Here is a 22160-nt window from a genome sequence, read left to right as displayed (position 1 = left end):
TTGAAAGATACCGTTTTGCCTGAGTGCGACAGAGTTTTCTTTCCAACCCGTATGTTCAACTTAACCAATGAATATACCGTTAAATCAATTTAAAGAGAAAATCACTATGATCGTTGATTTGAACCTAATTCCACAAACGTTTGATATACTTCACGCAGGCCTCACTGCATCAAGCGTTTTACTGCTGCTTATTGCCGTTTCTCGTAAATCCAAAGTGGTTGAGAAAGTCGTAGAAAAACCAGTAGAAAAGATCGTTGAAGTTGAAAAGCCAGTAGAAAAAATTGTCGAAGTAGAGAAAGTTGTTGAAGTTGAAAAAGTGATTGAAAGAGTCGTTGAAGTTGAATCAAAACTAGCAACGGCACCGACCGATTCAGCAATGCAGCTATTGTCTATCATGCAGCAAGAAGCACGTTTAATTGACTTCCTAAAAGAAGATCTCACTTCGTTCTCTGACGAAGAAGTTGGCGCGGCAGCACGTGTAATCCACACTGGCGGTCAAAAAGTGCTTGCTGATTACGTAACGCTTTCTCACATCCGTACGGAAGATGAAGAAACGCGTATCACGGTAGTAGAAGGCTTCAACCCACAAGAAATTCGCCTAACAGGCAACGTAACAGGCAACGCACCATTCAATGGCACATTGGTTCACAAAGGTTGGAAAGCAACTGACATGAACCTGCCTAAGCTTGCTGAAAACTACGATGCATCTGTAATTGCACCGGCAGAGGTAGAGCTATAATGGAACACCAAACTCAGCCATCATCGCACGAGTCATCTGCGCAGATGCATTCACAAGAGCAAGCGCCTAAGTTCAGTGTTGGTATCGATTTAGGTACCACACACTGCGTTTTGTCTTTCATCGACACAACAAATGAAGACGCTCGCGTTGAGGTGATGCCAATCCCTCAATTGACGGCGCCAGGTACAGTAGAAACTCGCAGCCAACTTGGCTCGTTCCTATACCAACCGCACGAACATGAAATGAATGCGGGCTCTCGCGTTCTTCCTTGGTCTTCTGAACCTAAAGCACTGGTTGGTGCCATTGCTCGTAACCTAGGTTCGAAAACCCCTATCCGTTTGGTAGCAAGTGCAAAATCTTGGCTATGCCACGGTGGTGTTAACCGTCGCGATGCGTTCCTTCCTGCAGGCAGCCCTGAAGAAGTTGAAAAGGTATCTCCGCTTAAGACAACTGAGTTGTACCTTGAGCACCTTAAAGATGCTTGGAACCACGCTAACCCAGAACACAAACTGGCAGACCAAGATGTAACGATCACGGTTCCTGCTTCGTTTGATCCTGCAGCTCGTGACCTAACAGCAGAAGCTGCGCGTAATGTTGGCTTCACTCACCTGACACTTCTTGAAGAACCTCAAGCAGCACTGTATAGCTGGATTGATAACAGCAACGACACATGGCGCGATGAAGTGAACGTTGGTGACATCGTTCTTGTTGTCGATATCGGTGGTGGTACGACTGACCTTTCGTTGGTTGAAGTAACACAAGATGAAGGCAATCTAAGTCTGAACCGTATCGCTGTAGGTGAGCATATCCTACTTGGCGGCGACAACATGGACTTAGCTCTGGCTTACCGTCTGAAGATGAAACTGGCTCAAGAAGGCAAAGAACTGGCTCCTTGGCAGGTTCAAGCGATGACTCACGCGTGTCGCGATGCAAAAGAAGCACTGCTTAACGATGCTGAACTGCAATCAGTGCCAATCGTTGTACCTAGCCGCGGTTCTAAACTACTGGGCGCAACACTGAAAACAGATCTGACTCAGCAAGAAGTACAACAAACATTGGTTGATGGCTTCTTCCCGAAAGTAGCGGTGACTGAGCACCCAGTACAAAAGACGCGTGGCGCATTGACTCAAATGGGTCTGCCTTATGCTCAAGACGCAGGTATTACTCGTCACATTGCTGCATTCCTTTCTAAGCAAGCGAACGCGCTTTCTGGAAATAGTGAAACCGCTCAGCAAGATTTCAACCCGTTTGCAAACATGCCCGGTATGCCCGGTACACAAGCGCAAGGGTCAGAAGCGCCAGCGGCAGACTTCATCAAACCAACAGCGGTACTGTTCAATGGTGGTGTTCTAAAATCTAATCTACTTGCTGATCGTCTTTCAGACACGATCAATGAATGGCTAATTAATGCCGACGCTGAATTTGCTAAACAACTTTCAGGTTTAGACTTAGACCTAGCGGTTGCAAGTGGCGCTTCTTACTACGGCGCAGTTCGTCGTGGGCAAGGCGTTCGTATCCGTGGTGGTATCGCATCTTCTTACTACGTTGGAATTGAAAGCGCGATGCCAGCTATCCCAGGTATGGCTCCTCCAATGGAAGCACTGTGTGTTGCACCATTTGGTATGGAAGAAGGTTCAAGCGTACAAGTGCCTAGCCAAGAGTTTGGTTTGGTGATTGGCCAGCCAGTACACTTCCAATTCTTCGGTTCTACGACCCGTCGTGAAGACGTAGCGGGTACGCACCTTGATCATTGGGCACCAGAAGACCTTGATGAACTTCCAGAGATTCAAGTGACACTGCCTGTATCTGAAGGTCGCCGTGAGGGTGAAGTGGTTCCGGTTACTTTGGCTTCTCGCGTTACTGAGCTAGGTACCTTATACCTAGAAGCGATTGCCACTGACAATGGTCAGAAATGGCACGTTGAGTTCGACGTTCGTGAAGATTCGAACAACGACTCAAACGAAGAAGCATAATGAATCAACGGCACCTTAGCGGGTGCCGTTACTTTATCAACACCGTTCCCAACCTAGTCCTACCTGTATCTCAGGAATGACGTTTACGAATAACAACAATAAGACCAAAGCTTCAGCAAACTGGTCATCACTCTGTAAGAATAAGGTTTTGTATGGCAACTCCTCGTTTTTTAGTCGGCATTGACTTAGGCACAACCAACACTGTGGTTGCCTACTGTGAAATCAACGACGACCTACAACACGCTCCCGTTTCTCTTTTCGATATCGATCAGCTCATCGGCCCCGGTGAAGTGGTTCGTAAGCCCCTACTTCCATCATTTCGTTACCACCCAGCACAAAGTCAAATATCCCCTTCAGACCTAACGATGCCGTGGGAACCAAGCCCAGTAAAAGGCGATATCAAGAACGTTATCGTCGGTGAATGGGCACGTGAACTAGGCGCTAAGGTAGAAGGCCGCCAAGTATCGAGTGCTAAGAGTTGGCTATCGCACCAAGCGGTTGATCGTAGCTCAGACATCCTCCCTTGGGCTGGCGCAGCTGATGTCGATAAAGTATCGCCGGTTGTCGCGAGTGCGAGCTACCTGAATCACATTCGCCAAGCATGGAACTACCGTAATCCAAGCAACAAACTTGAAGACCAAGATGTTGTAGTCACGGTTCCTGCATCATTCGATGAAACAGCACGTAAGCTGACACTTGAAGCCGCAGAACTTGCTGGCTTAGGTAAGATTCTATTACTCGAAGAGCCTCAAGCGGTTTGTTATGACTGGTATGCGCGCCACCAGCAAACGGCTGCGGAAGAACTCCAACAGATCCCGCTGATCTTAGTGTGTGATGTCGGCGGTGGTACTACCGACTTGAGCTTAATTGAAGCCAAATTCGATGCGGACAAACAAGGTCATAGCGAGCTAGCACTCGACCGTATCGGCGTTGGCGAACACTTAATGCTCGGTGGTGATAACCTAGATTTAGCCCTCGCTCACCTAGCCGAACAGCGCTTCAATCAAAACAAGAAGCTGAATGCCTCTAGCCTAACTAAACTGATTCAACAAACTCGCGCTGCAAAAGAGAGCCTGCTTTCTACGAATGCGCCAGACGATGTAAAGATCACCATGCTGGGTAGTGGTTCGAAGCTACTAGGTGGTACCAAGAGTATTGGCTTAACCAAGCAAGAAGTTCATCAAATCGCATTGGAAGGTTTCTTCCCACTGTCTGAGTTTTCTGAAACACCAGACAAGCGCCGCAGCGCCGTGGTTGAATTCGGTTTACCTTACGTGGCTGACCCTGCGGTGAGTAAGCACGTTGCAGAATTCCTAACGACACACCAACAAGTGTCTAAAGCCGCATTGGAAAACTCAGGCTCTGTTGAGTTCGATGACACCAAACCTGCCATTCCTGTGGGTGTACTACTCAATGGTGGTGTGTTCAATAGTGAACTTGTGACTGAGCGTATTACTCAGCTACTAGGCAATTGGAACGGTTCTCCAATCACAGTGCTTGATAACCCTCATCCCGATTGGTCTGTTGCCCTTGGCGCGGTTGCCTTTGGTAAAGCCCGCCGTGGCGCACAACTGAAAATCGGTGGCGGTGCGGCTCGTTCTTACTTCTTGCATCTACAAGAGAAGAACAAGATGGGTAAAGCACTTTGTCTGCTTGCTAAAGGGACAGAAGAAGGCCAAGAAATACGTTTGAACAGCCGTCGTTTCTCACTGACTTTGGGTGAACCGGTACGTTTCAATCTACTGACTTCAACGCACGATCAAATTGCTCACGACACTGCCATTCAAAACGGTGTGATGGTCAATGTCGACGCTGACTTGTTCTCCCCTCTTCCACCTTATATTTCAACGCTGGAAGGGTCTGGCACTGCAGAGCTTCAAGCCAACCAAAAGGAACGCGTTGAAGTATTGCTTGCTTGTCAGTTAACCGAAGTCAGCACATTGAAAATGGAGTGTGTGAGTACGGAAGATGACACCAAGCGTTGGTTACTTGAATTCGAAGTCAGAAACAAGCAAGGCGATGAGTCTGATAACTCTAAACTTCATCCAAGACTGGACGAATGTAAGGAGCTGATTTCTCGCCTATACAGCGGCAACAAGAAAAGTGCTGAATCTAAAGAGATCAAAACACTGGCCAAAGATCTTGAGAAACGACTTGGTAAGCGTGAAGAGTGGGACTTTACTACCCTTCGCCACCTCTTTGATAGCTTCTCATTAGGTCGTAAACGACGTCGTCGCTCTGAAGCGCACGAGAAAAACTGGCTGCGTTTGGCGGGTTACTCGCTGCGTCCCGGCTTTGGCGATCCGACGGATTCATGGCGTATCGAACAAATTTGGGGCCTTTACCAACAAAACATCCAATTCCAGAACCACCAAGGTTGGACGGACTGGTGGGTATTCTGGCGTCGTGTTGCCGGTGGATTAAACCAAGAGCAGCAAGAGAGTATCTTGGCTGACATCGCGAAGTACCTTCACCCGGGGGCAATGAAAAACCCTAAGACAGCCAAAGATGCACAAGACAATGGCTATGAAGCCATGGTTCGTTTAGCGGCGTCACTTGAGCAACTTGAAGTGGAAGACAAAGTACTGCTGGCAAGCTGGTTCTTGAGCAAAGCGATTAACCATAACCAATTTGAACAAGCTCACTGGTGGGCGCTAGGTCGATTAGCATCAAGAACGCCTTTGTATGGCAGCCAACACAGCGTGATTCCTAGAGAACAAGCTGAACAATGGTTGCCGAAACTGCTTGAGCAGAACTGGCATAAAGAGCAGATGATCGCCTTTGCAGCGGTGATGATTTGCCGTAAAACTGGTGACCGTCAATTTGATATCTCTGACGACTATCGTAATCAAGTGGTTGAGAAGCTTAAGCAAAGCAAGGTGCCTGATTCATGGCTAACGCTAGTGAGTGAAGTGACTGAACTTTCTGAGAGCGAATCTAAGCGCGTATTTGGTGATGCATTACCAAGCGGGTTAAGCCTGATTAATAGCTAATTTTAAAAGCTGTTAGTTTTATAGACGATTAGCTTTAGTCACGAGTTAGAAAAGAAAAAGCCACTTTCGGTTCGTTGAAAGTGGCTTTTTTATTGGTGGCTAAAGGCCTGTTTGCAAGTGTCTGGTTGGCTAGTATTTTGCTGGCCAGTACCTAATTGATTAGAGGCTCGCTGTTTAAAGGCCTTAGCCGTGTTGCAGTTCATCATTGTTAATGTTTCGTTCCTGTTGGGTTAATCGGAAAATCCGTATTTTCATAAATATCTGATAGTTTTTTCGGTTTCTTATTCTTGGCTCCTTTTATTGATTGGTTATGAGTTTCGCTTAAAAGCCATTCCTCATGCATTTTTGCCGAATCCAAAAATTCTGGATCCTCCATTGCTTCCCTGCGAAGTTTATTTACACGTTCGAGAGTATCCCAAATCATAATACTTCACCTCCACTAAGGCAGTAATATAAATATAGCCAAACGTCTTAAAACTTCAAGTAAGCCAATGGGATAGCGATCTCAATTTCGTCATTCACCTGATTTTAACGAGTGAAAACCCTCATCTTTAGTTGGCTCAAATGGTGAGTGTTTTACCATGATCTTCTAAGATCATCAGGCATAAAAAAAGCGAGCTCAAAACTCGCTTTTTGTTTGTCTGTCTGTGATCGGGTCACCAATACTTGCTCGATTAAATCACACCGAACTTAAGCACGGTTACCGATTTTCACCGTGCCATTTGTCGCAAACCAAAGGGCTTCTGAACGACGGCGACCGAGTAGGATCGGGCCATCGTCGTAGAACAAAAAGTTCTTCCAGTGTTTCTTGAAAACTGACCACTTGGTTTCTAAAACATTGTATTTTTCGTAACAAAAATAAACAGTTACGTCATCTTGCCAATCAATGAAGTTCAGAATCTCTTCTGGCATTTCAGGCTCATCCGCTTCCCAATTTGCCATCCAGCTGATCTCTTCGTTCCAGTTAGATGCCTTGCTTGGCCAGTCTTGTGAACTTAGTCTTTCTGCATCAGGACTTTGAGGGCTTACGTTCTCTTTCCAAAACTGAGATGCCCTTGCCTGTGTCATTGGTTTAATCTTTTCCAAGTCCTCTGCTGGTAATGGCATCGACTGGTGAGTAAAAATCCATTTTCTTTGGTATTCGTCCAAAGTTGTATATGACATCAAAATTCCTCAAATTTCTTCTTAGGCTTATGGATTTCCATGCCTATATGCTCTTTTTGATACAGTGACGGTTTCATTTTATCTATGTTCGTCACTGCCTCTAAATCTGTATTTACGTTTAATTGATACTTACGCCTAATGACTCTTTGTCTCTAAACAGCGCGCCTATCTTCCCAGTTCGGGTTAACGAGTGCAGTCAGTATATGGTCTTCCCATTTACCGTTAATCTGTAGATAGTCTTTAGCAAAACCTTCGTGAACAAAGCCAAGATGTTCCAACACACCAGCACTGCGCTCATTATGAGGCATATATCCAGCCATTAAGCGGTGCATGTTCTGCACATCAAACATGTAGTCTTTGGCCATGCTCAAGCCTCTGCGCATGTAACCGTGGCCCTGTGCACTTTGACTCAATGAGTAGCCGACATTACAAGCGTAGAACGGGAAACGAGACAAATTACTGAACGATATGGTGCCTAACATTTCATTAGAGTCAGCATTAATCAACAAACAGTAATAGCCTAGCCCCATTTTATGAAGCTCGTTGAGCTTAATTAGGCGCTGCGCCCAACCCGTTCTGTCAAAAAACGCATCTTCGCGAATAGGTTCCCAAGGCTTAAGGTACTCTCGGTTAGCTTGAAAGTACTCGCTGATCATGTTCGCATCGTCTATCTCAGCGGTGCGCAGAATCAGGTTGCCATCGCGCTTATAAATGCGTTCTGGTGTGCTCAAATCTTCCATAATCTTGTTCTTATTCGATCAGTTCTTTCTGATACCGTAATCGCGCAGTTTGTTGGCAATTGAGGTGTGAGAAACATTCAAGCGTTTTGCTAGTTTACGGCTTGATGGGAACGACTGGTAAAGCTTCTCTAGAATCTGAGATTCATAGTCTTTCATGATCTCATCCAGAGACCCATCTAAGCTTAGATTCGCAATTCCTGCCGTCATGGTTTCTAACTGAGGCAAGTGGAATTGTTCAACCGTTAAGGTATCTGAATCCAACTCTGTCAGTGCGCGTAGAACCATGTTGTCTAATTGACGAATGTTACCCGGCCATTGGTAATTACCAAGCTGGTCGATCAGCTCTTGAGTAAGCTTTGGTTTTAACATGCCTAGCTGTTGTGCGTACTTAGCAACAAACAGCTCCAACAAAGGTGCGACGTCGTTAGAACGTTCGCGTAGAGCTGGAATAGACAGAGTCAGTACATTCAAGCGGTAGAACAAGTCTTCACGGAATGAACCAGAATCAGCAAGTTCAGAAAGACGGTGACGCGTTGACGCAATAATACGAACATCAGCGTGCATCTCTTCTTCTTCACCAACACGACGGAATGAACCGTCCTGTAGGAAACGAAGCAGTTTGATTTGTAGATGCGGGCTCATTTCGCCAATCTCATCTAAAAATACCGTGCCGCCATTCGCTTGTTCGAAAATACCTTTATGACCTTGCTCATGGTTGAATGAACCCGGAGCATGACCAAACAATTCAGTTTCTGCTACATCATCAGGCATGGATGCGCAGCTTAGAATTAAGAATGGGAAAGACGAGCGGTTTGAGCGGTTGTGACACGCTTTCGCCAGCATCTCTTTACCCGTACCGGTATCGCCTTCAATTAATAGCGGCTGATCCAGCATAGCCAATTTCTTAGCTTGGCTGATCAAGGCTTTATGGCGATTAGAGACACCAACAAAGTGTTCAAAACCTAGGTTGTTCTGTTCTGGGATAGCATCTGGCGTGTTCATCTCTTGATTACAAGAACGAATCGTCATTACGGCACTAGCTAGCACTGCTTCGTTAACGTCGCCACCAAGATAAATAGGTAGGATCTCAATCGAGAAATCTAAACCATCCAACACCACAACTTCACGATGACGAGTCACATCGCCTTCGATCCAACGAGCAAAGTTAAAGCTAGGCACGAATGTCGATAGCGGTTCACCGATCACTTCGTCTTCTTGCTTGTTGAATAGATTTAATGCAGCGTGGTTCGCCATGTCGACTGAGCCTTTAAGGTCAATCGCAATCACGGGATCAGGTAGGTTAGCCAGCAGAGCAATCAGCTCTGTGTTATGCCTTTCGCTTGGCATAAATTGGATTTTACGTACATCCTTCACACCTGAAATTCGGCGAATTTCAGCCATAAGTTCACTAAAAGCATCAAAATCGATATCAGGGCAGTTTAGGTAAATAATGCCTTTAACATCAATTTCGATTCCTCTTAAATCAATGCTTTTTGAGGCCAAGATATCGAGCAACTCACGCGTTAAGCCGAGTCTGTCTTCACACAATACTTCAAGACGCACAAATAGTCCTATTATAGGTGTCAGGATAAGTTGACAGTAGTGTGAATTAAGGTCTGAGTTCAGTCAAGAAGAAGAGTAAACATATGTTTACTCTTCGCTCGCAAACCGTTCAATGTCATACATTTTGTTTCAAAGTCGTATGTACTATTTCAGCGTGATTCGTTTTATTTCAGAAAGGACGGCTTTTCGCATATCGGCCAGTTTCACTTTGCGCTCGTTATGCCAAGGCACTGGGCGAAGCAGTGTCATAGCTTTTAAACCCAATCGTGCAGTCAGGATACCAACACCTAGGCCCTGCCCTGCTCGTGCTGAGACTTTACCTGCAAGATCCATCGAAACTAAGTCCATACTCGCATCAATTGCCAGTTCACTTGCGCCCGCTGCCGCCATGTTGATTAACACCAACTTGAACAACTTAATGCGAGACCAGTAACCAAGCTCAATGCCATACACATCAGCGAGCTTGTCTATCATGGTGAAATTACGCCATGCCACCAGCAACATGTCTGCCGCTGCTAATGGGCTCACCGCAACCAAGGCCGCCGATTCCGTCGAGAACTTAGTAACGATTTGAGTAGCCACTTTGTCTTGCTGAGCAACAACTAATGCATCGTACATATCCAATACTTCAGCATCGCTGTGTGCAGGGTTAATGCTGTTTCGCCATTTATCGTAAGCTGGAGACTCGGCAATAATACCGCCTTGCTTAGCGATGTTTTCACAGAATGCTTTGCCTTTACCGACACTTTGGCTTTGCAGTAGCTCTTCGCTTTGCTCTTGTACGCTAAAGTGATCTTTCAGCGAGCGCAGTTTCCACAGCTCTTTACCTATTGCGCCTAAACCTAACGAAGCAATAGCTACGATGAAACCCGCCCAACCTAGCGCAAGCCAATCGGCTGATTGAATAGCTGTGATGACAGAATCAATCGCTTGCCAGCCGACTAAGCCAGAGAAAGCGACTAATAAGCCTGAACCCAACCACTTCTTCTTTTTGCTCGGTCGAATCACTTGTTCAAGTTGCTGCTCGGCTTCGCCATCAAGTTCAGCTTCCACTTGTGGTACGACAGGGACAAATTTTTCTTGTTCAGAAAACAGCTGCTGAGCACCGAGATCTGGGCCAGCTTCGCTCTTATCTTGCTCATCAAAAGAGGTCTTCAACGGTTCATTAAAGACCTGCTTTGTTTTTAATTCACTCATTTAAATTGCCTCAATTACTTCAACTTGTCGCCAATGAGATACTCTAAAACCTTGTCGACTCTTAAATGCTGGCACGGCTCATCAGAGTGTTGTTCCATTGGCCTAAAGCTCGTGAAATCAAACTGGTTAGTTTCCCAATACTGTTTGTTCGGCAGTTTACGTGGCACCTCACCCGGATACATGGTTTGAGGCATGTTATCCAAGGTCACACCTTGCAACGCAGGCACATTATCTGAACCTGAAGAGATATAACCTGTACTGGTCGCTTGAATAGACGCGATACTCATACAGCTCATATCGATGTGTTCAAACGCTGCCTGTTGCCACGCAGGGTGCACCATCTGCTGTAACAGTGACACCAAGTTTGGATGCTGGTCTGGTGTTACATGGTCGGCTTTGGTGGCTGCAAACAATATCTTGTCAATCTTCGGTGCAAACAAGCGTCTTAAGATATTGCTTCGACCGTACTTAAAGCTCTTCAATAACTGCTCAAGTGCGCCACGCATATCCATGAAAGAGTCATAACCTGCATTGAGTGGCTGCAAACAGTCCACCAGCACGATTTGTCTATCGAACGTCGCAAAGTGATTCTTATAGAACGCCTTCACTACCTTCTGTTGATACTCTTCATAACGCGCTTTTAGCACGGCATAATTACTTGTTTTCGAGAACTTACCTTCTGGTGCAGCACACGGGAAAAACTGCAGCACAGGCGCGCCTTCAAGCTCACCCGGCAATACGAATCGACCCGGCTGTACCCAGTGCAGTCCATTACTTTTACAAGTATGAAGGTACTGAGTGTAGCTATCGGCAATCGCGACCAGTTTCTTTTCATCGGCTTCTGCTAACAAGTCGATGTCACCACGCAGGGTATTCCACTCATGCGAATAGGTTTCTCTGTCACCTTTCAGTGCTGCGAATTGAGATTGGCTCCAAGTATCGAAATCCATATCCAGTAACGGTAAATCAAGTAACCATTCGCCCGGATAATCAACGATGTCGAGATAAAGTGTGCTGTTTTTACTCAGCAGTTTCTTAGCACCTTTAGCCGGCTTGTATTTGATCGCTAATCGAATTTCACTGACATCACGCGTCGGCACTGGCCATTCTGGTGGCTGCGAAGTGAGTGACTCCATCGCTTCATCATACGAGAAACGGGGAATCATCATGTTGTGCTGCGGGATACGCTTTGCGCCAATAATCCTTCCATCTCTCGCCGATGAAAGAAACTGTAAATTTTTGTGTGTAGAGGTATGAAGAAGCTGGTTAACCAACGAAGTAATGAAGGCTGTCTTACCCGCACGAGACAAACCCGTGACCGCTACTCTAATGTGAGAATCCGTTCCTCTGCTTATAAAGTCACTCATTTCTTGAGTTAGGTGTTTCATTTGAACGACTCCGTGATAAATAGGCTAGCTGGTTATGATAATAGAGAGGCAAGCCTATGTTCTTTCCCTGTTGGGATAGTTTGTATGCTGTTTCTTGTTCTTTTGCTTATGTCAGTGAGTATGCAATACCCATTCTTAATGCTAGATGAATAAAAGCCCCTGACTACATTCATAATCAGGGGCTTTGAATTTTTTCGTTGATATCGGACTAATCGTCTTCTATCAGCTTGTAGATAACAAACAGTGTTATCTCAGAAATCAACCACAATACACATGTGATAGTTACGTATTTTTCGTTAAAGATGCTGATTCCGTGCAAGATCAAATCGTAACCAATGAAACTACCAATCACCACTGCCAAGATAATCTGTAGGATCTGAATAAAACGAGGCATTCCTCTCTCCTATGTTCTTATATCAAACGATGTGTTTATCACTATATCATTGATAATAAGACAAAAGTGCAGATAATGCTGCACTTTTGTCTTTAACTTTCTGTCAAAATTTGCAATTCAAACAGTGAAGCCAACATCAATTACGATTTTTTGGCTTCGTTTAATTAAGCTTTTTCAGCTTCAGCAATTTTCACTTTCCACGTGTCAGGGCCGATCTGGTGTGCGTTAGCACCCGTTGAATCAACCGCAACCGTTACTGGCATGTCTTCAACTTCAAACTCGTAAATCGCTTCCATACCAAGATCTTCAAACGCTACCACACGTGCTTTTTTGATTGCTTTCGCTACTAGGTAAGCTGCGCCGCCGACTGCCATCAAGTAAACCGCTTTGTGTTCTTTGATTGACTCAACCGTTGCAGGACCACGCTCGGCTTTACCGATCATGCCCATGATGCCTGTTTCGTTTAGCATCATGTCTGTGAACTTATCCATACGTGTTGACGTTGTTGGACCCGCAGGGCCTACCGCTTCATCGCCCACTGCATCAACAGGGCCAACGTAATAGATAAACTTGCCTTTGAAATCAACGCCAGCTGGTAAGCCTTCGCCGCTTTCTAGCATGCCTTGGATACGCTTATGTGCTGCATCACGGCCGGTTAAGATCTTACCCGATAGAAGAACAGTCTCGCCTGTCTTCCACTCTTGTACGTCTTCTTTGGTTACTTCATCAAGGTTAACACGGCGTGTGTTTGCACCCGCTTCCCAAGTGATGTCTGGCCATTCTTCTAGCTTAGGTGGCGTTAGCTCTGCTGGGCCGCTGCCGTCTAGTGTGAAGTGAACGTGACGAGTCGCTGCACAGTTCGGGATTAAGCAAACTGGCTTAGATGCTGCGTGTGTTGGTGCTGTTTTGATTTTTACATCTACCACAGTCGTTAGGCCGCCAAGACCTTGTGCACCAATACCCAGTTTGTTTACACGGTTGAAGATGTCTAGACGAAGCTCTTCTTCTGCGTTCTCAGGACCTTTCTCGATAAGCTCTTGGATATCGATATGTTCCATCAAAGATTCTTTCGCAAGTACCGCTGCTTTCTCAGCTGTACCGCCGATACCTATGCCTAGCATACCCGGTGGACACCAGCCCGCCCCCATGGTTGGTAGCGTCTTCTCTACCCATTCTGCAATATCGTCAGAAGGGTTCAGCATAACCATCTTAGTTTTGTTCTCAGAACCGCCGCCTTTTGCCGCGATTTGAATTTCAACTTTGTTGCCCGGAACCATATTAATGTGAACAACCGCTGGCGTGTTGTCTTTAGTATTAATACGCTTACCTGCAGGGTCCATTAGGACAGATGCACGCAATGGGTTATCTGGGTTGTTGTAAGCTTGACGAACGCCTTCATCAACCATCTGTTGTACTGTTTGATCCGTTTCCCACCTAACATCCATACCGATGTTCACGAAACAAGTAACAATACCTGTATCCTGACAAATTGGACGATGACCTTCCGCAGACATGCGCGAGTTAATAAGAATTTGAGCTATCGCATCTTTTGCTGCTTGGCTTTCTTCTTTCTCGTACGCTTTTTCTAGGGCTTGGACAAAGTCTAAAGGGTGATAATAAGAAATGTACTGAAGTGCGTCAGCGACACTGCTGATCATATCTTGCTTACGAATAACCGTCATTGCATGCCTCTTTATTGTTCTGGTTCCATGTGGGTTCACAGCTTGGCTATATATGCCAAATCGAATTAGTTGGTTTAGCTTTTTATTGTGTTGAGCTGTATTTAGTTGCTTTAGCAATCGCTTGCATAGCTTTAAACTAAACCACTTGGATTACTCTGTTCTAGGGCGTGTAGACCTTTCGTGGTTCAATTTTGTTCGAGATAAAAGCGTTTTAATCGCGGCGAGGGGGAAGTAGCCTAGTCACTCTAAGCAAATCTCCCTCAACAAAGAGTAAAACGCTTTTAGCCGAACCCTTCGGGCAGCGCTTGCTGGTCATTTCTACTACGTTATCGGCTTCTCATGTAGGCTAGCTACACGTCGACGCCTCTGCCTTGTATAAATACCCAGCAACTCGCTGCAAAAATCAGCTCGAAAGATCAACACGCCCTAATCAAGAACCCATTTTATTTTCAATTTATGATACTCTTGCTTCCTCTCACACGCCATGCAGTGATCGAACTCTTTGTCACAAATTAAACAAATGAATAACAACGAATTTCGCTCTATCCAAATCAAGCCGCTTGAATATCAATCAACTTTAGCTAAACAGCTGTTTTCCCATATTGAAAACCTGCCGTGGGCAATGCTATTACGCTCCGCTTCAGAAAGCCACGTTGATAGTCGATACGATATTTTAGTTGCTCAACCCATCGCCACCTTCGAGACAATCGGTGCAAAAACGACCGTTAATGTTAATGAGACGTGCGAGGTTTCAGAGTCTGATCCTTTCGAACTACTCGACCAATATCAGCAACAATTATTGCCTGCAACTAAAGAGCACGCTGAGTTGCCATTCGTTGGCGGTGCTTTAGGCTATTTTAGTTATGATTTAGGGCGCAGAGTCGAGACACTTCCTTCACTCGCAAAGCGTGATATTGAAGCGCCCGACATGGCGGTTGGTTTATATGAATGGGCAATCGTGGTTGATCACAAGCTTAAGACAGCATGTATCGTTGGGCAAAACATCGAGGCTCACTGGAATTGGTTATCTGGGCAGCAAGACAAGCCTAAAGCAGAAGAATTTCGCCTAACGACACCGTGGCAATCGAACATGAGTGAAGAGAGCTACGCCACCAAGTTCGATAGTGTTCAAGAGTACCTGTTATCCGGTGACTGCTATCAGATTAACTTAGCTCAGCGCTTCAATGCCCAATACCAAGGCAGTGAGTGGCTCGCTTATGACAAGTTAGAGCAGTACAACTCAGCGCCCTTTTCTGGTTTCATCCGTTTGGCCGACTGCACCATCATCAGTGTTTCGCCAGAACGTTTCTTAGAACTTAAAGACAACGTGATTGAAACCAAGCCGATTAAAGGCACACGCCCTCGTTCTGACGACCATGTGATTGATGATACGAACGCGCAAGACCTGGCAAGCGCCGATAAAGATCAGGCGGAGAACTTGATGATCGTCGACCTACTCCGTAATGACATTGGCCGAGTAGCAAAACCGGGCACAGTTCATGTACCAAAGTTATTCGATATTGAGAGCTTCCCAGCCGTGCACCACTTGGTAAGCACAATACGAGCAGACCTTGATGACCAATATTCTGCTACTGACCTTCTGAGAGCTTGTTTCCCTGGGGGATCAATTACGGGCGCACCAAAAGTTCGTGCTATGCAGATCATTGAAGAGTTAGAACCACATCGACGTTCAGCGTACTGCGGCAGTATCGGCTACATCAGCCGAAATGGCAGAATGGATACAAGTATCACCATTCGTACATTAGTCGCCGAGAACAACACGCTTTATGCGTGGGCTGGCGGTGGTGTGGTATTTGATAGTGATTGCGCTTCTGAATACCAAGAAACACTGGATAAACTGAGCCGAATTCTACCGGTACTTGAAGATTGCGAAGCTTAGTATCATTAACTCCGAGTTCCGCGGCTTAACGACCAGCAAAAACTCTATATAAAAAGAAACCGAAGGATCGCAAGATCACTTCGGTTTTTTAGTCTTTCAACTAGAGTACATGACTCACCACGCTTTATTCGCGTGTTTAAGCGACCTTCACCGCAGAGACACCCCACTTCTTAAGCATCTCTTTAAGATCATTGGCGGTGTAAGGCTTACTCAAAATGTCATCCATTCCACATTGAATACAACGTTCGCGTTCTTCAAGTGTCGTTCCGGCGGTGAGTGCCACAATAGATTTAACGTAACCCTTCTCTCTTAGCTTCTCTGTTGCTTCGAACCCGTCCATAACGGGCATTCTGCAATCCATGAATACAATGTCGTATTCATTGTCTGACGCGAGTTCAAACCCTTCGACACCATTACTTGCAATGGCAGGTTCAATCTCATGTTTACGTAGCATCTGTTGGATGATGATCTGGTTCATCTTAATATCATCAACCACCAACACTTTAAGTAGTGACAATTCGACTTCTGACTCAAAGCCTTTGGCGACACTATCACTCTCTGCCTGAATATCGACAACTTGAAGAGGAATCGAGATGGTAAACGTCGTGCCTGAGCCAACAATACTGCTCACCCCAATCTCGCCATTCATCAAAGCCACCAGCTTGCGGCAGATCGCTAAGCCAAGACCGGTACCCTCATAGTTTCGGCTACTTGAGTTATCTGCCTGTGTAAAAGGTTCAAACAACGTCTTATGAGCCGATTCAGCAATCCCTACCCCTGTATCTTCTACAGAGAAAATAAATTGGTTTGTGTCCCACTCAATATCAACATTCACATGCCCTTCTTCTGTAAATTTAATCGCATTACCGATTAAGTTCACAAACAGCTGAGTGATGCGTTCTAAATCGCCTTGGAAATGGGAGGGAACGTTTGATCCGACACTGATATTGAATTCAAGCTGCTTCTCTATTGCTCGATTGACGAAGATACTTTCAATCGTGTTTCGTAAGTCATGCAGCGCAAATTTCTTTGGAATAAGCTCCAACATCCCTGCATTGATTTTGCTGTAATCCAATAGATCATTAATGATGGTTCTGAGAAACTCTCCAGATTGGCTTAAATTGTTCACTATTTCGCGCTGAGAACTGTTGAGTTCGGTATCACTGATCAACTCGGCATTGCCTAGCAGGCCATTAAGCGGAGTTCTTAACTCATGGTTAATCATGGCCACAAAGTCACGCGTTGCCCTTTCAGACTCTTCCGCTCGTTTACGTGATTCAATATTTCGGTTAATTGCTAGTTGATGGGTTAAGGCACTGCAAATAAGATCCGTCACCAGCAACAGTTGGCTTTGGATAAACTCGTAGTCTTGGTCTAACAACCTGACTCTGACGATTAACGCGCCAACTATGACTTTTTCGACCTCTAAGGGCACGGTCAGCAGGTTGTCTTGCCAATGAGGTTCTTGAATGTCTTGCTCTAACACCTCGACAGTCTCATCGCCATAATCATAAGTCTGTAACTGAGGGATTAGCTTGGGAGGTAGAGTCAAACGACTGGCTTCGATTAAGTAACTGTTGGTCACGTTCGTCGTTAGTTCAGATAGCATGACATCATCGAGATCATTTCTTAGAAACGCGCGCCCAAAATCAATCAACAGGTTGTCGATTTGTTCTTGGAATTCAATGCGGCGTATATTCGCGTTGGAGCGCTTTTCTAACTGACGCAAAGCAAGCTCAAGTTGTTGGTTAGCCTCGAACAGTTCGAGGCTCTTCTGTTCCAACAATCCTTCAGCCGCTTTTCTTGCCGCGATTTGACGCTTGAGCTTCTTCTCTAGGGCAGATGCCAGATCCATATCACTTTTCTACTTTGAGATTAAACCTAACCACGCTTTGGTCATCATTTTGTGGCGTCATCTCCACCGCGATAGATTCACCGTGGTATTCAGCGCATCCTTCAATAAGTCCTAAGCAAACATGAGACATACACCTTGCGCTTTTGTAGTCAAAAATAAGTTGTGCTTCGGTCGTGGTGATAAAACTGAATTCAGGTGGCTCAGCATCTGGATAGAGCTTTTTCACTTCAACGTGAATGTAGCGCTCTACGTGCTGAATAAATTGAAAGGTGGTATTGCTATGAGCAAGGCTCGCTTTATTCGGTAAAGAGGCCAGTAAGTTTTTAAATACAGACTGCCCAAACACGCGTTGCAAGCTTGCCGCATCAATATCGGTTTTTTTACTTAGGTTGATAATCAACCTGACAAGGTCTTTGTGGTCGTAACTGCCGACCGACGTATAGATCCCTTCATCTTCTGACATTTCGAGAACTTCTTCCAAAAGCTCTAACCCAAACTTGTCTTCAACAAGCTCTAAAAATTCGGTGAATATGATTCCTTTCATCTCATACCTTTTCTTCTATTTCTTTTTAGAATGGTCCACTAAGTTATTGTTATCAAATTCTTAATCAAAAAAGTAGGGATTCGTAGTTAATTTTATGACATTGATAACGGATACTCATCTAGATGCTCACTTCTAATATAGCAAAACCCACATTATTGAGCGACCTAGCTAACCTATAACCTTTATGCCACTTGCCCCCTGTTACGACTGGGTGGCATCACACCAAAGGTTATGCCTATACTTAAAGGCATAATAATCAATATATTGGCATGGTATGAACCGAGATAACTTCCTTCAACAGTTTCAACTTAACCCAGCAGTTGGCTACCACCCTGAGTCTGTCGAGCGTGTTTCTCACATAAGTGGAGATGAGCTTCGTAAGGCAGCAGTCGTTGTCGGTTTAGTTGAAAGAGAAGATGGTTTACACGTCATTTTTACTAAAAGAGCGGCTCATTTAAAGCATCACCCCGGCCAAGTCAGCTTTCCTGGAGGTAAACACGAACTTTCTGACCCTTCTATGCAATTCACTGCACTCAGAGAGCTCCATGAAGAGGTGGGAATTCGATCGGATCAAGTTAAAATTGTTGGGCAATTACCTGCATTGAGTACTATTAGTAAATTTTCTGTGACGCCGATTGTTGCCATGGTCGATCCTGACTATGAAGCCATCATTGATGAGAACGAAGTTGCCTCAATTTTTGAAGTACCCGCCACCTATGTTTTAGACCAAGCCAAGTTACACAGCCACACTGTTAACTTTAAACAAATCAAGCATCGTGTTTTTGCGATGCCCTTCCAAGAGCACCTAATTTGGGGCGTTACGGCGCAAATCATCCAATCTCTGCAGCAACATGTAGTGCAACGAATTACATAGCAACTACGTTTTGTTTAATCTCTGTTAACAAAATCCAGACTTTCTATGGAACAGATTTATTAATGCAATTTTACGCAAACGTTTCCCTGGTATAAATCTATACAACCCCGCCTTTCGCATAAATAAAACTAATACCAAGCATAAACATAAATCACCTGTGGCACGCTATTTTCGTGATCAAAAATCCGTTTTTCGCATATCATGTGACACGCCGTTTCATTACATGATTTAGATCTATTTTTTGCAGAAGAAAATTCTGCAGAATTAGCCCCGACTTATTTCCTGTTCCCAAAAAATGAGTAATTTAACATGAACACAACAACTTCTTCGGCAAATGCCGTTAAAGATTCAAGCAAGTTTAACTATAAAGATTTTACCTGGTGTTTATCACTATTCGGTACAGCAGTTGGTGCTGGCGTACTATTCCTTCCAATCAAAGCTGGTGCGGGTGGTTTTTGGCCATTAGTTATCCTAGCTCTAATTGCGGCACCAATGACTTGGTTCGCACACAAATCTCTAGCTCGTTTCGTACTGTCTGCTAAAAACCCTGAAGCTGATATTACAGACACAGTTGAAGAGCACTTCGGTAAAACTGGCGCAAACATTATTACTTTTGCTTACTTCTTCGCTATCTACCCGATCGTTCTTATCTACGGTGTTGGTATCACAAACACGGTTGACTCTTTCCTAGTAAACCAAATGGGTATGGAATCTATTCCACGTCCTCTTCTTTCTGGTGCACTTATCCTTGCTATGACAGCAGGTGTTGTATTCGGTAAAGAGCTGATGCTTAAAGCAACTTCAGCGATGGTTTACCCACTAGTATTCATCCTACTAGCGCTATCTTTCTACCTAGTTCCTGATTGGAACACTTCAATGATGGACGTAAGCCCAGAATGGTCAACAATGCCTTCTATTATCTGGCTTGCTATTCCAATCATCGTGTTCTCTTTCAACCACAGCCCAATAATTTCACAGTTCTCTAAAGAGCAACGTCGTGTATACGGTGATGACGCAGTTAAGAAAACTGACGCGATCACTGGTGGTGCAGCAATGATGCTGATGGGTTTTGTAATGTTCTTCGTATTCTCTGTAGTGCTTTCTCTATCTCCAGAGCAACTAGCAACAGCGCAAGCGCAAAACATCTCTGTACTTTCTTACCTAGCTAACGTTCACGAGTCTCCACTTATCTCTTACATGGGTCCTCTTGTAGCATTCGCAGCGATTACTTCTAGCTACTTCGGTCACTTCCTAGGTGCTCATGAAGGTCTTGTTGGTCTAATCAAGTCTCGCTCTGGTTCTTCAATCAGCACGATTGAGAAAGCATCTCTAGCGTTCATCGTTGTTACAACTTGGATTGTTGCGGTAGTTAACCCAAGCATCCTAGGTATGATTGAAACAATGGGTGCTCCAATGATTGCAGCTATCCTGTTCCTAATGCCTGTATTCGCGATGCAAAAAGTACCAGCAATGGCTAAGTACAAAACTTCAGCACCTGTGCAAATCTTTACAGCTTTATGTGGTCTAGCGGCTATTAGTTCTGTAATCTACGGCGCTCTTTAATCTCAACCACTTTTTATAAGATGACATCCATCTTATATCGCGAGATTAGACAAAAAATATAATGATAATAAATGAGCCTCCCTACTCGACGTGGGAGGCTCTCTTTTTGAGGTAATCGCTATGATTAGTGTATTTGATATCTATAAAATCGGTGTTGGTCCATCGAGCTCACACACAGTTGGACCAATGAAAGCGGGTAAAGAGTTTATTGATGACCTACGTTCAATGGGAAAATTGCGCGACATCACTAAAATCACCGTGGACGTATATGGATCACTATCACTGACAGGGAAAGGTCACCACACAGATATCGCAATCATCATGGGTCTTGCTGGCAATACTCCTGAACATGTTGATATCGATTCTATTGCTGGCTTCATTGCTCGCGTAGAAGAAACTGAACGTCTACCTGTTGGTATGCACTGTCATACTGTTTCGTTCCCTAAAGATGGCGGAATGAACTTCCACACTAGCAACCTTTCTCTACACGAGAACGGCATGAGCATTCATGCATGGGTTGGTGACGAAGTTGCATACTCAAAAACGTACTACTCAATTGGTGGCGGTTTCATCGTTGACGAAGAGAACTTCGGCAAAGAAGAAGAAAACCCAATCAAAGCACCTTACGAATTCACAACAGCTGAAGAGCTGGTTAACCAGTGTAAAGAAAGCGGTCTTTCTATCAGTACACTGGTTATGAAAAACCAAGCAGCATTCCACTCAGACGAAGAGTCTCGCACTTACTTCGCTAACATCTGGAAAACGATGCGTGAGTGTATGGATCGCGGTATGAATACTGAAGGTATCCTTCCTGGTCCACTGCGTGTACCTCGTCGTGCAGCAGCACTTCGCCAACAGTTAATTACTTCAGAAAAAACAACCAATGATCCAATGACGGTTGTTGACTGGGTAAACATGTTTGCTTTCGCAGTAAACGAAGAAAACGCAGCTGGCGGTCGTGTAGTAACGGCACCAACAAACGGCGCATGTGGCATCATCCCTGCTGTATTGGCTTACTACGATAAGTTCATCCAAACAGTGACAGAGAAAGACTACATCCGTTACTTCGCTGCTTCTGGCGCGATCGGTGGTCTTTACAAGCGTAACGCTTCTATCTCTGGTGCTGAAGTTGGCTGTCAGGGTGAAGTTGGTGTGGCATGTTCTATGGCTGCGGCTGGTCTTGCTGAGCTTATGGGTGGTAGCCCTGAGCAAGTATGTATGGCTGCAGAAATCGGAATGGAGCACAACCTAGGTCTAACATGTGACCCAGTTGCTGGCCAAGTACAAGTACCATGTATCGAGCGTAACGGTATTGCTGCAGTTAAAGCAATCAACTCGACTCGTATGGCACTTCGTCGTTCTTCTGCTCCTACTGTTTCTCTAGATAAAGTTATCGAAACAATGCTAGAAACCGGTAAAGACATGAACGCTAAATACCGTGAGACATCTCAAGGTGGTTTGGCTGTTAAGGTGGTTTGTTAATTAGCATTAGTTTGTTAATAGCCTTTGAATCAATCTGCTTTTAATGAGCAGATAATAAAAAGGAACGCCGATGCGTTCCTTTTTTTGTATCTAAAGCTTTTGTAGCTGA

Annotated in this window: 17 protein-coding genes; 7 read left to right on the top strand and 10 right to left on the bottom strand. The window is 44.9% G+C overall.

Translation table 11 applies throughout. From position 1 onward, the window contains the following. The first annotated feature begins 106 nt into the window (after nucleotides 1–106). The 3 genes from OQJ75_RS09705 (at nucleotide 107) to OQJ75_RS09695 (ending at nucleotide 5705) form a co-directional block, all read left to right on the top strand. Nucleotides 107–739: a DUF2760 domain-containing protein gene (locus OQJ75_RS09705; RefSeq protein WP_265972845.1), complete on the top strand. Its 633-nt coding sequence runs from the start codon at nucleotides 107–109 to the stop codon at nucleotides 737–739. Continuing rightward, nucleotides 739–2712: an Hsp70 family protein gene (locus OQJ75_RS09700; RefSeq protein WP_265972843.1), complete on the top strand. Its 1974-nt coding sequence runs from the start codon at nucleotides 739–741 to the stop codon at nucleotides 2710–2712. The genes OQJ75_RS09705 and OQJ75_RS09700 overlap by 1 nt, the downstream gene beginning before the upstream one ends. A 152-nt stretch (nucleotides 2713–2864) precedes the next feature. After that, a complete protein-coding gene (locus tag OQJ75_RS09695; RefSeq protein ID WP_265972841.1) occupies nucleotides 2865–5705 on the top strand; it encodes an Hsp70 family protein in 2841 nt (946 codons plus the stop codon). A gap of 208 nt (nucleotides 5706–5913) precedes the next feature. Here the strand turns inward: OQJ75_RS09695 and OQJ75_RS09690 are convergent, their stop codons facing one another. The 8 genes from OQJ75_RS09690 to OQJ75_RS09655 all read right to left on the bottom strand — a co-directional run bounded on the left by OQJ75_RS09690 (nucleotide 5914) and on the right by OQJ75_RS09655 (nucleotide 13833). Next, complete coding sequence (locus OQJ75_RS09690; protein WP_265972839.1) at nucleotides 5914–6129, bottom strand: hypothetical protein; 216 nt, start codon at nucleotides 6127–6129, stop codon at nucleotides 5914–5916. Between the two features lie 266 nt (nucleotides 6130–6395). Further along, on the bottom strand, nucleotides 6396–6869 hold the full coding sequence (locus tag OQJ75_RS09685; protein WP_004734736.1) for a DUF2947 domain-containing protein: 474 nt from the start codon (nucleotides 6867–6869) through the stop codon (nucleotides 6396–6398). 152 nt (nucleotides 6870–7021) lie between these two features. Then, entirely contained in the window at nucleotides 7022–7609 is a 588-nt protein-coding gene (gene rimJ, locus OQJ75_RS09680; RefSeq protein WP_265972836.1) for a ribosomal protein S5-alanine N-acetyltransferase, read from the bottom strand. Between the two features lie 18 nt (nucleotides 7610–7627). Next, the gene (tyrR, locus tag OQJ75_RS09675) at nucleotides 7628–9172 is read right to left on the bottom strand and encodes a transcriptional regulator TyrR (protein ID WP_265972834.1); all 1545 of its coding nucleotides are present in this window, start codon (nucleotides 9170–9172) and stop codon (nucleotides 7628–7630) included. A 144-nt stretch (nucleotides 9173–9316) separates the two neighbouring features. Continuing rightward, nucleotides 9317–10369: a YcjF family protein gene (locus OQJ75_RS09670; protein ID WP_265972832.1), complete on the bottom strand. Its 1053-nt coding sequence runs from the start codon at nucleotides 10367–10369 to the stop codon at nucleotides 9317–9319. Nucleotides 10370–10383: 14 nt separating this feature from the next. Continuing rightward, nucleotides 10384–11757, bottom strand: coding sequence for a YcjX family protein (locus tag OQJ75_RS09665; protein ID WP_265972830.1), 1374 nt, complete (start codon nucleotides 11755–11757; stop codon nucleotides 10384–10386). Between the two features lie 208 nt (nucleotides 11758–11965). Beyond that, complete coding sequence (locus OQJ75_RS09660; RefSeq protein ID WP_010441392.1) at nucleotides 11966–12151, bottom strand: hypothetical protein; 186 nt, start codon at nucleotides 12149–12151, stop codon at nucleotides 11966–11968. A gap of 164 nt (nucleotides 12152–12315) precedes the next feature. Continuing rightward, nucleotides 12316–13833, bottom strand: a complete 1518-nt coding sequence (locus OQJ75_RS09655; protein WP_265972826.1) for a fumarate hydratase — start codon at nucleotides 13831–13833, stop codon at nucleotides 12316–12318. A 520-nt stretch (nucleotides 13834–14353) separates the two neighbouring features. On the opposite strand from OQJ75_RS09655, the gene pabB reads away from it, so the two are divergent. Further along, nucleotides 14354–15733: an aminodeoxychorismate synthase component I gene (gene pabB, locus OQJ75_RS09650; protein ID WP_265972825.1), complete on the top strand. Its 1380-nt coding sequence runs from the start codon at nucleotides 14354–14356 to the stop codon at nucleotides 15731–15733. A gap of 136 nt (nucleotides 15734–15869) precedes the next feature. Here pabB and OQJ75_RS09645 read toward each other — a convergent pair whose 3' ends face one another. Together OQJ75_RS09645 and OQJ75_RS09640 are read right to left on the bottom strand one after the other, a co-directional pair. Beyond that, on the bottom strand, nucleotides 15870–17588 hold the full coding sequence (locus tag OQJ75_RS09645) for an ATP-binding protein (protein ID WP_265972824.1): 1719 nt from the start codon (nucleotides 17586–17588) through the stop codon (nucleotides 15870–15872). A 1-nt stretch (nucleotide 17589) separates the two neighbouring features. Beyond that, complete coding sequence (locus OQJ75_RS09640; protein WP_265972823.1) at nucleotides 17590–18132, bottom strand: heme NO-binding domain-containing protein; 543 nt, start codon at nucleotides 18130–18132, stop codon at nucleotides 17590–17592. 274 nt (nucleotides 18133–18406) lie between these two features. On the opposite strand from OQJ75_RS09640, the gene OQJ75_RS09635 reads away from it, so the two are divergent. The 3 genes from OQJ75_RS09635 to OQJ75_RS09625 all read left to right on the top strand — a co-directional run bounded on the left by OQJ75_RS09635 (nucleotide 18407) and on the right by OQJ75_RS09625 (nucleotide 22051). Next, a complete protein-coding gene (locus OQJ75_RS09635) occupies nucleotides 18407–19006 on the top strand; it encodes a CoA pyrophosphatase (protein WP_265972822.1) in 600 nt (199 codons plus the stop codon). 309 nt (nucleotides 19007–19315) lie between these two features. Beyond that, a complete protein-coding gene (locus OQJ75_RS09630; protein WP_017060421.1) occupies nucleotides 19316–20569 on the top strand; it encodes an aromatic amino acid transport family protein in 1254 nt (417 codons plus the stop codon). A 120-nt stretch (nucleotides 20570–20689) separates the two neighbouring features. Continuing rightward, entirely contained in the window at nucleotides 20690–22051 is a 1362-nt protein-coding gene (locus OQJ75_RS09625) for an L-serine ammonia-lyase (RefSeq protein ID WP_265972821.1), read from the top strand. The last annotated feature ends 109 nt before the right edge of the window (nucleotides 22052–22160 follow it).

This window comes from Vibrio sp. 14G-20, from assembly GCF_026241515.1.
Taxonomy (GTDB): Bacteria; Pseudomonadota; Gammaproteobacteria; order Enterobacterales; family Vibrionaceae; genus Vibrio.
Note: the sequence above shows the minus strand (reverse complement) of the source record. Positions and strands in the feature narration are given on the sequence as shown.

Bases quoted from the DNA above. Each gene is read 5' to 3' on its own strand.
- OQJ75_RS09630 (WP_017060421.1), top strand. From the start codon at position 19,316: ATGAACACAACAACTTCTTCGGCAAATGCCGTTAAAGATTCAAGCAAG.
- OQJ75_RS09640 (WP_265972823.1), bottom strand. From the start codon at position 18,132: ATGAAAGGAATCATATTCACCGAATTTTTAGAGCTTGTTGAAGACAAG.
- OQJ75_RS09705 (WP_265972845.1), top strand. From the start codon at position 107: ATGATCGTTGATTTGAACCTAATTCCACAAACGTTTGATATACTTCAC.
- OQJ75_RS09655 (WP_265972826.1), bottom strand. From the start codon at position 13,833: ATGACGGTTATTCGTAAGCAAGATATGATCAGCAGTGTCGCTGACGCA.
- OQJ75_RS09685 (WP_004734736.1), bottom strand. From the start codon at position 6,869: ATGTCATATACAACTTTGGACGAATACCAAAGAAAATGGATTTTTACT.
- pabB (WP_265972825.1), top strand. From the start codon at position 14,354: ATGAATAACAACGAATTTCGCTCTATCCAAATCAAGCCGCTTGAATAT.
- OQJ75_RS09670 (WP_265972832.1), bottom strand. From the start codon at position 10,369: ATGAGTGAATTAAAAACAAAGCAGGTCTTTAATGAACCGTTGAAGACC.
- OQJ75_RS09645 (WP_265972824.1), bottom strand. From the start codon at position 17,588: ATGGATCTGGCATCTGCCCTAGAGAAGAAGCTCAAGCGTCAAATCGCG.
- OQJ75_RS09695 (WP_265972841.1), top strand. From the start codon at position 2,865: ATGGCAACTCCTCGTTTTTTAGTCGGCATTGACTTAGGCACAACCAAC.
- OQJ75_RS09635 (WP_265972822.1), top strand. From the start codon at position 18,407: ATGAACCGAGATAACTTCCTTCAACAGTTTCAACTTAACCCAGCAGTT.
- OQJ75_RS09625 (WP_265972821.1), top strand. From the start codon at position 20,690: ATGATTAGTGTATTTGATATCTATAAAATCGGTGTTGGTCCATCGAGC.
- rimJ (WP_265972836.1), bottom strand. From the start codon at position 7,609: ATGGAAGATTTGAGCACACCAGAACGCATTTATAAGCGCGATGGCAAC.
- OQJ75_RS09660 (WP_010441392.1), bottom strand. From the start codon at position 12,151: ATGCCTCGTTTTATTCAGATCCTACAGATTATCTTGGCAGTGGTGATT.
- OQJ75_RS09690 (WP_265972839.1), bottom strand. From the start codon at position 6,129: ATGATTTGGGATACTCTCGAACGTGTAAATAAACTTCGCAGGGAAGCA.
- OQJ75_RS09665 (WP_265972830.1), bottom strand. From the start codon at position 11,757: ATGAAACACCTAACTCAAGAAATGAGTGACTTTATAAGCAGAGGAACG.
- OQJ75_RS09700 (WP_265972843.1), top strand. From the start codon at position 739: ATGGAACACCAAACTCAGCCATCATCGCACGAGTCATCTGCGCAGATG.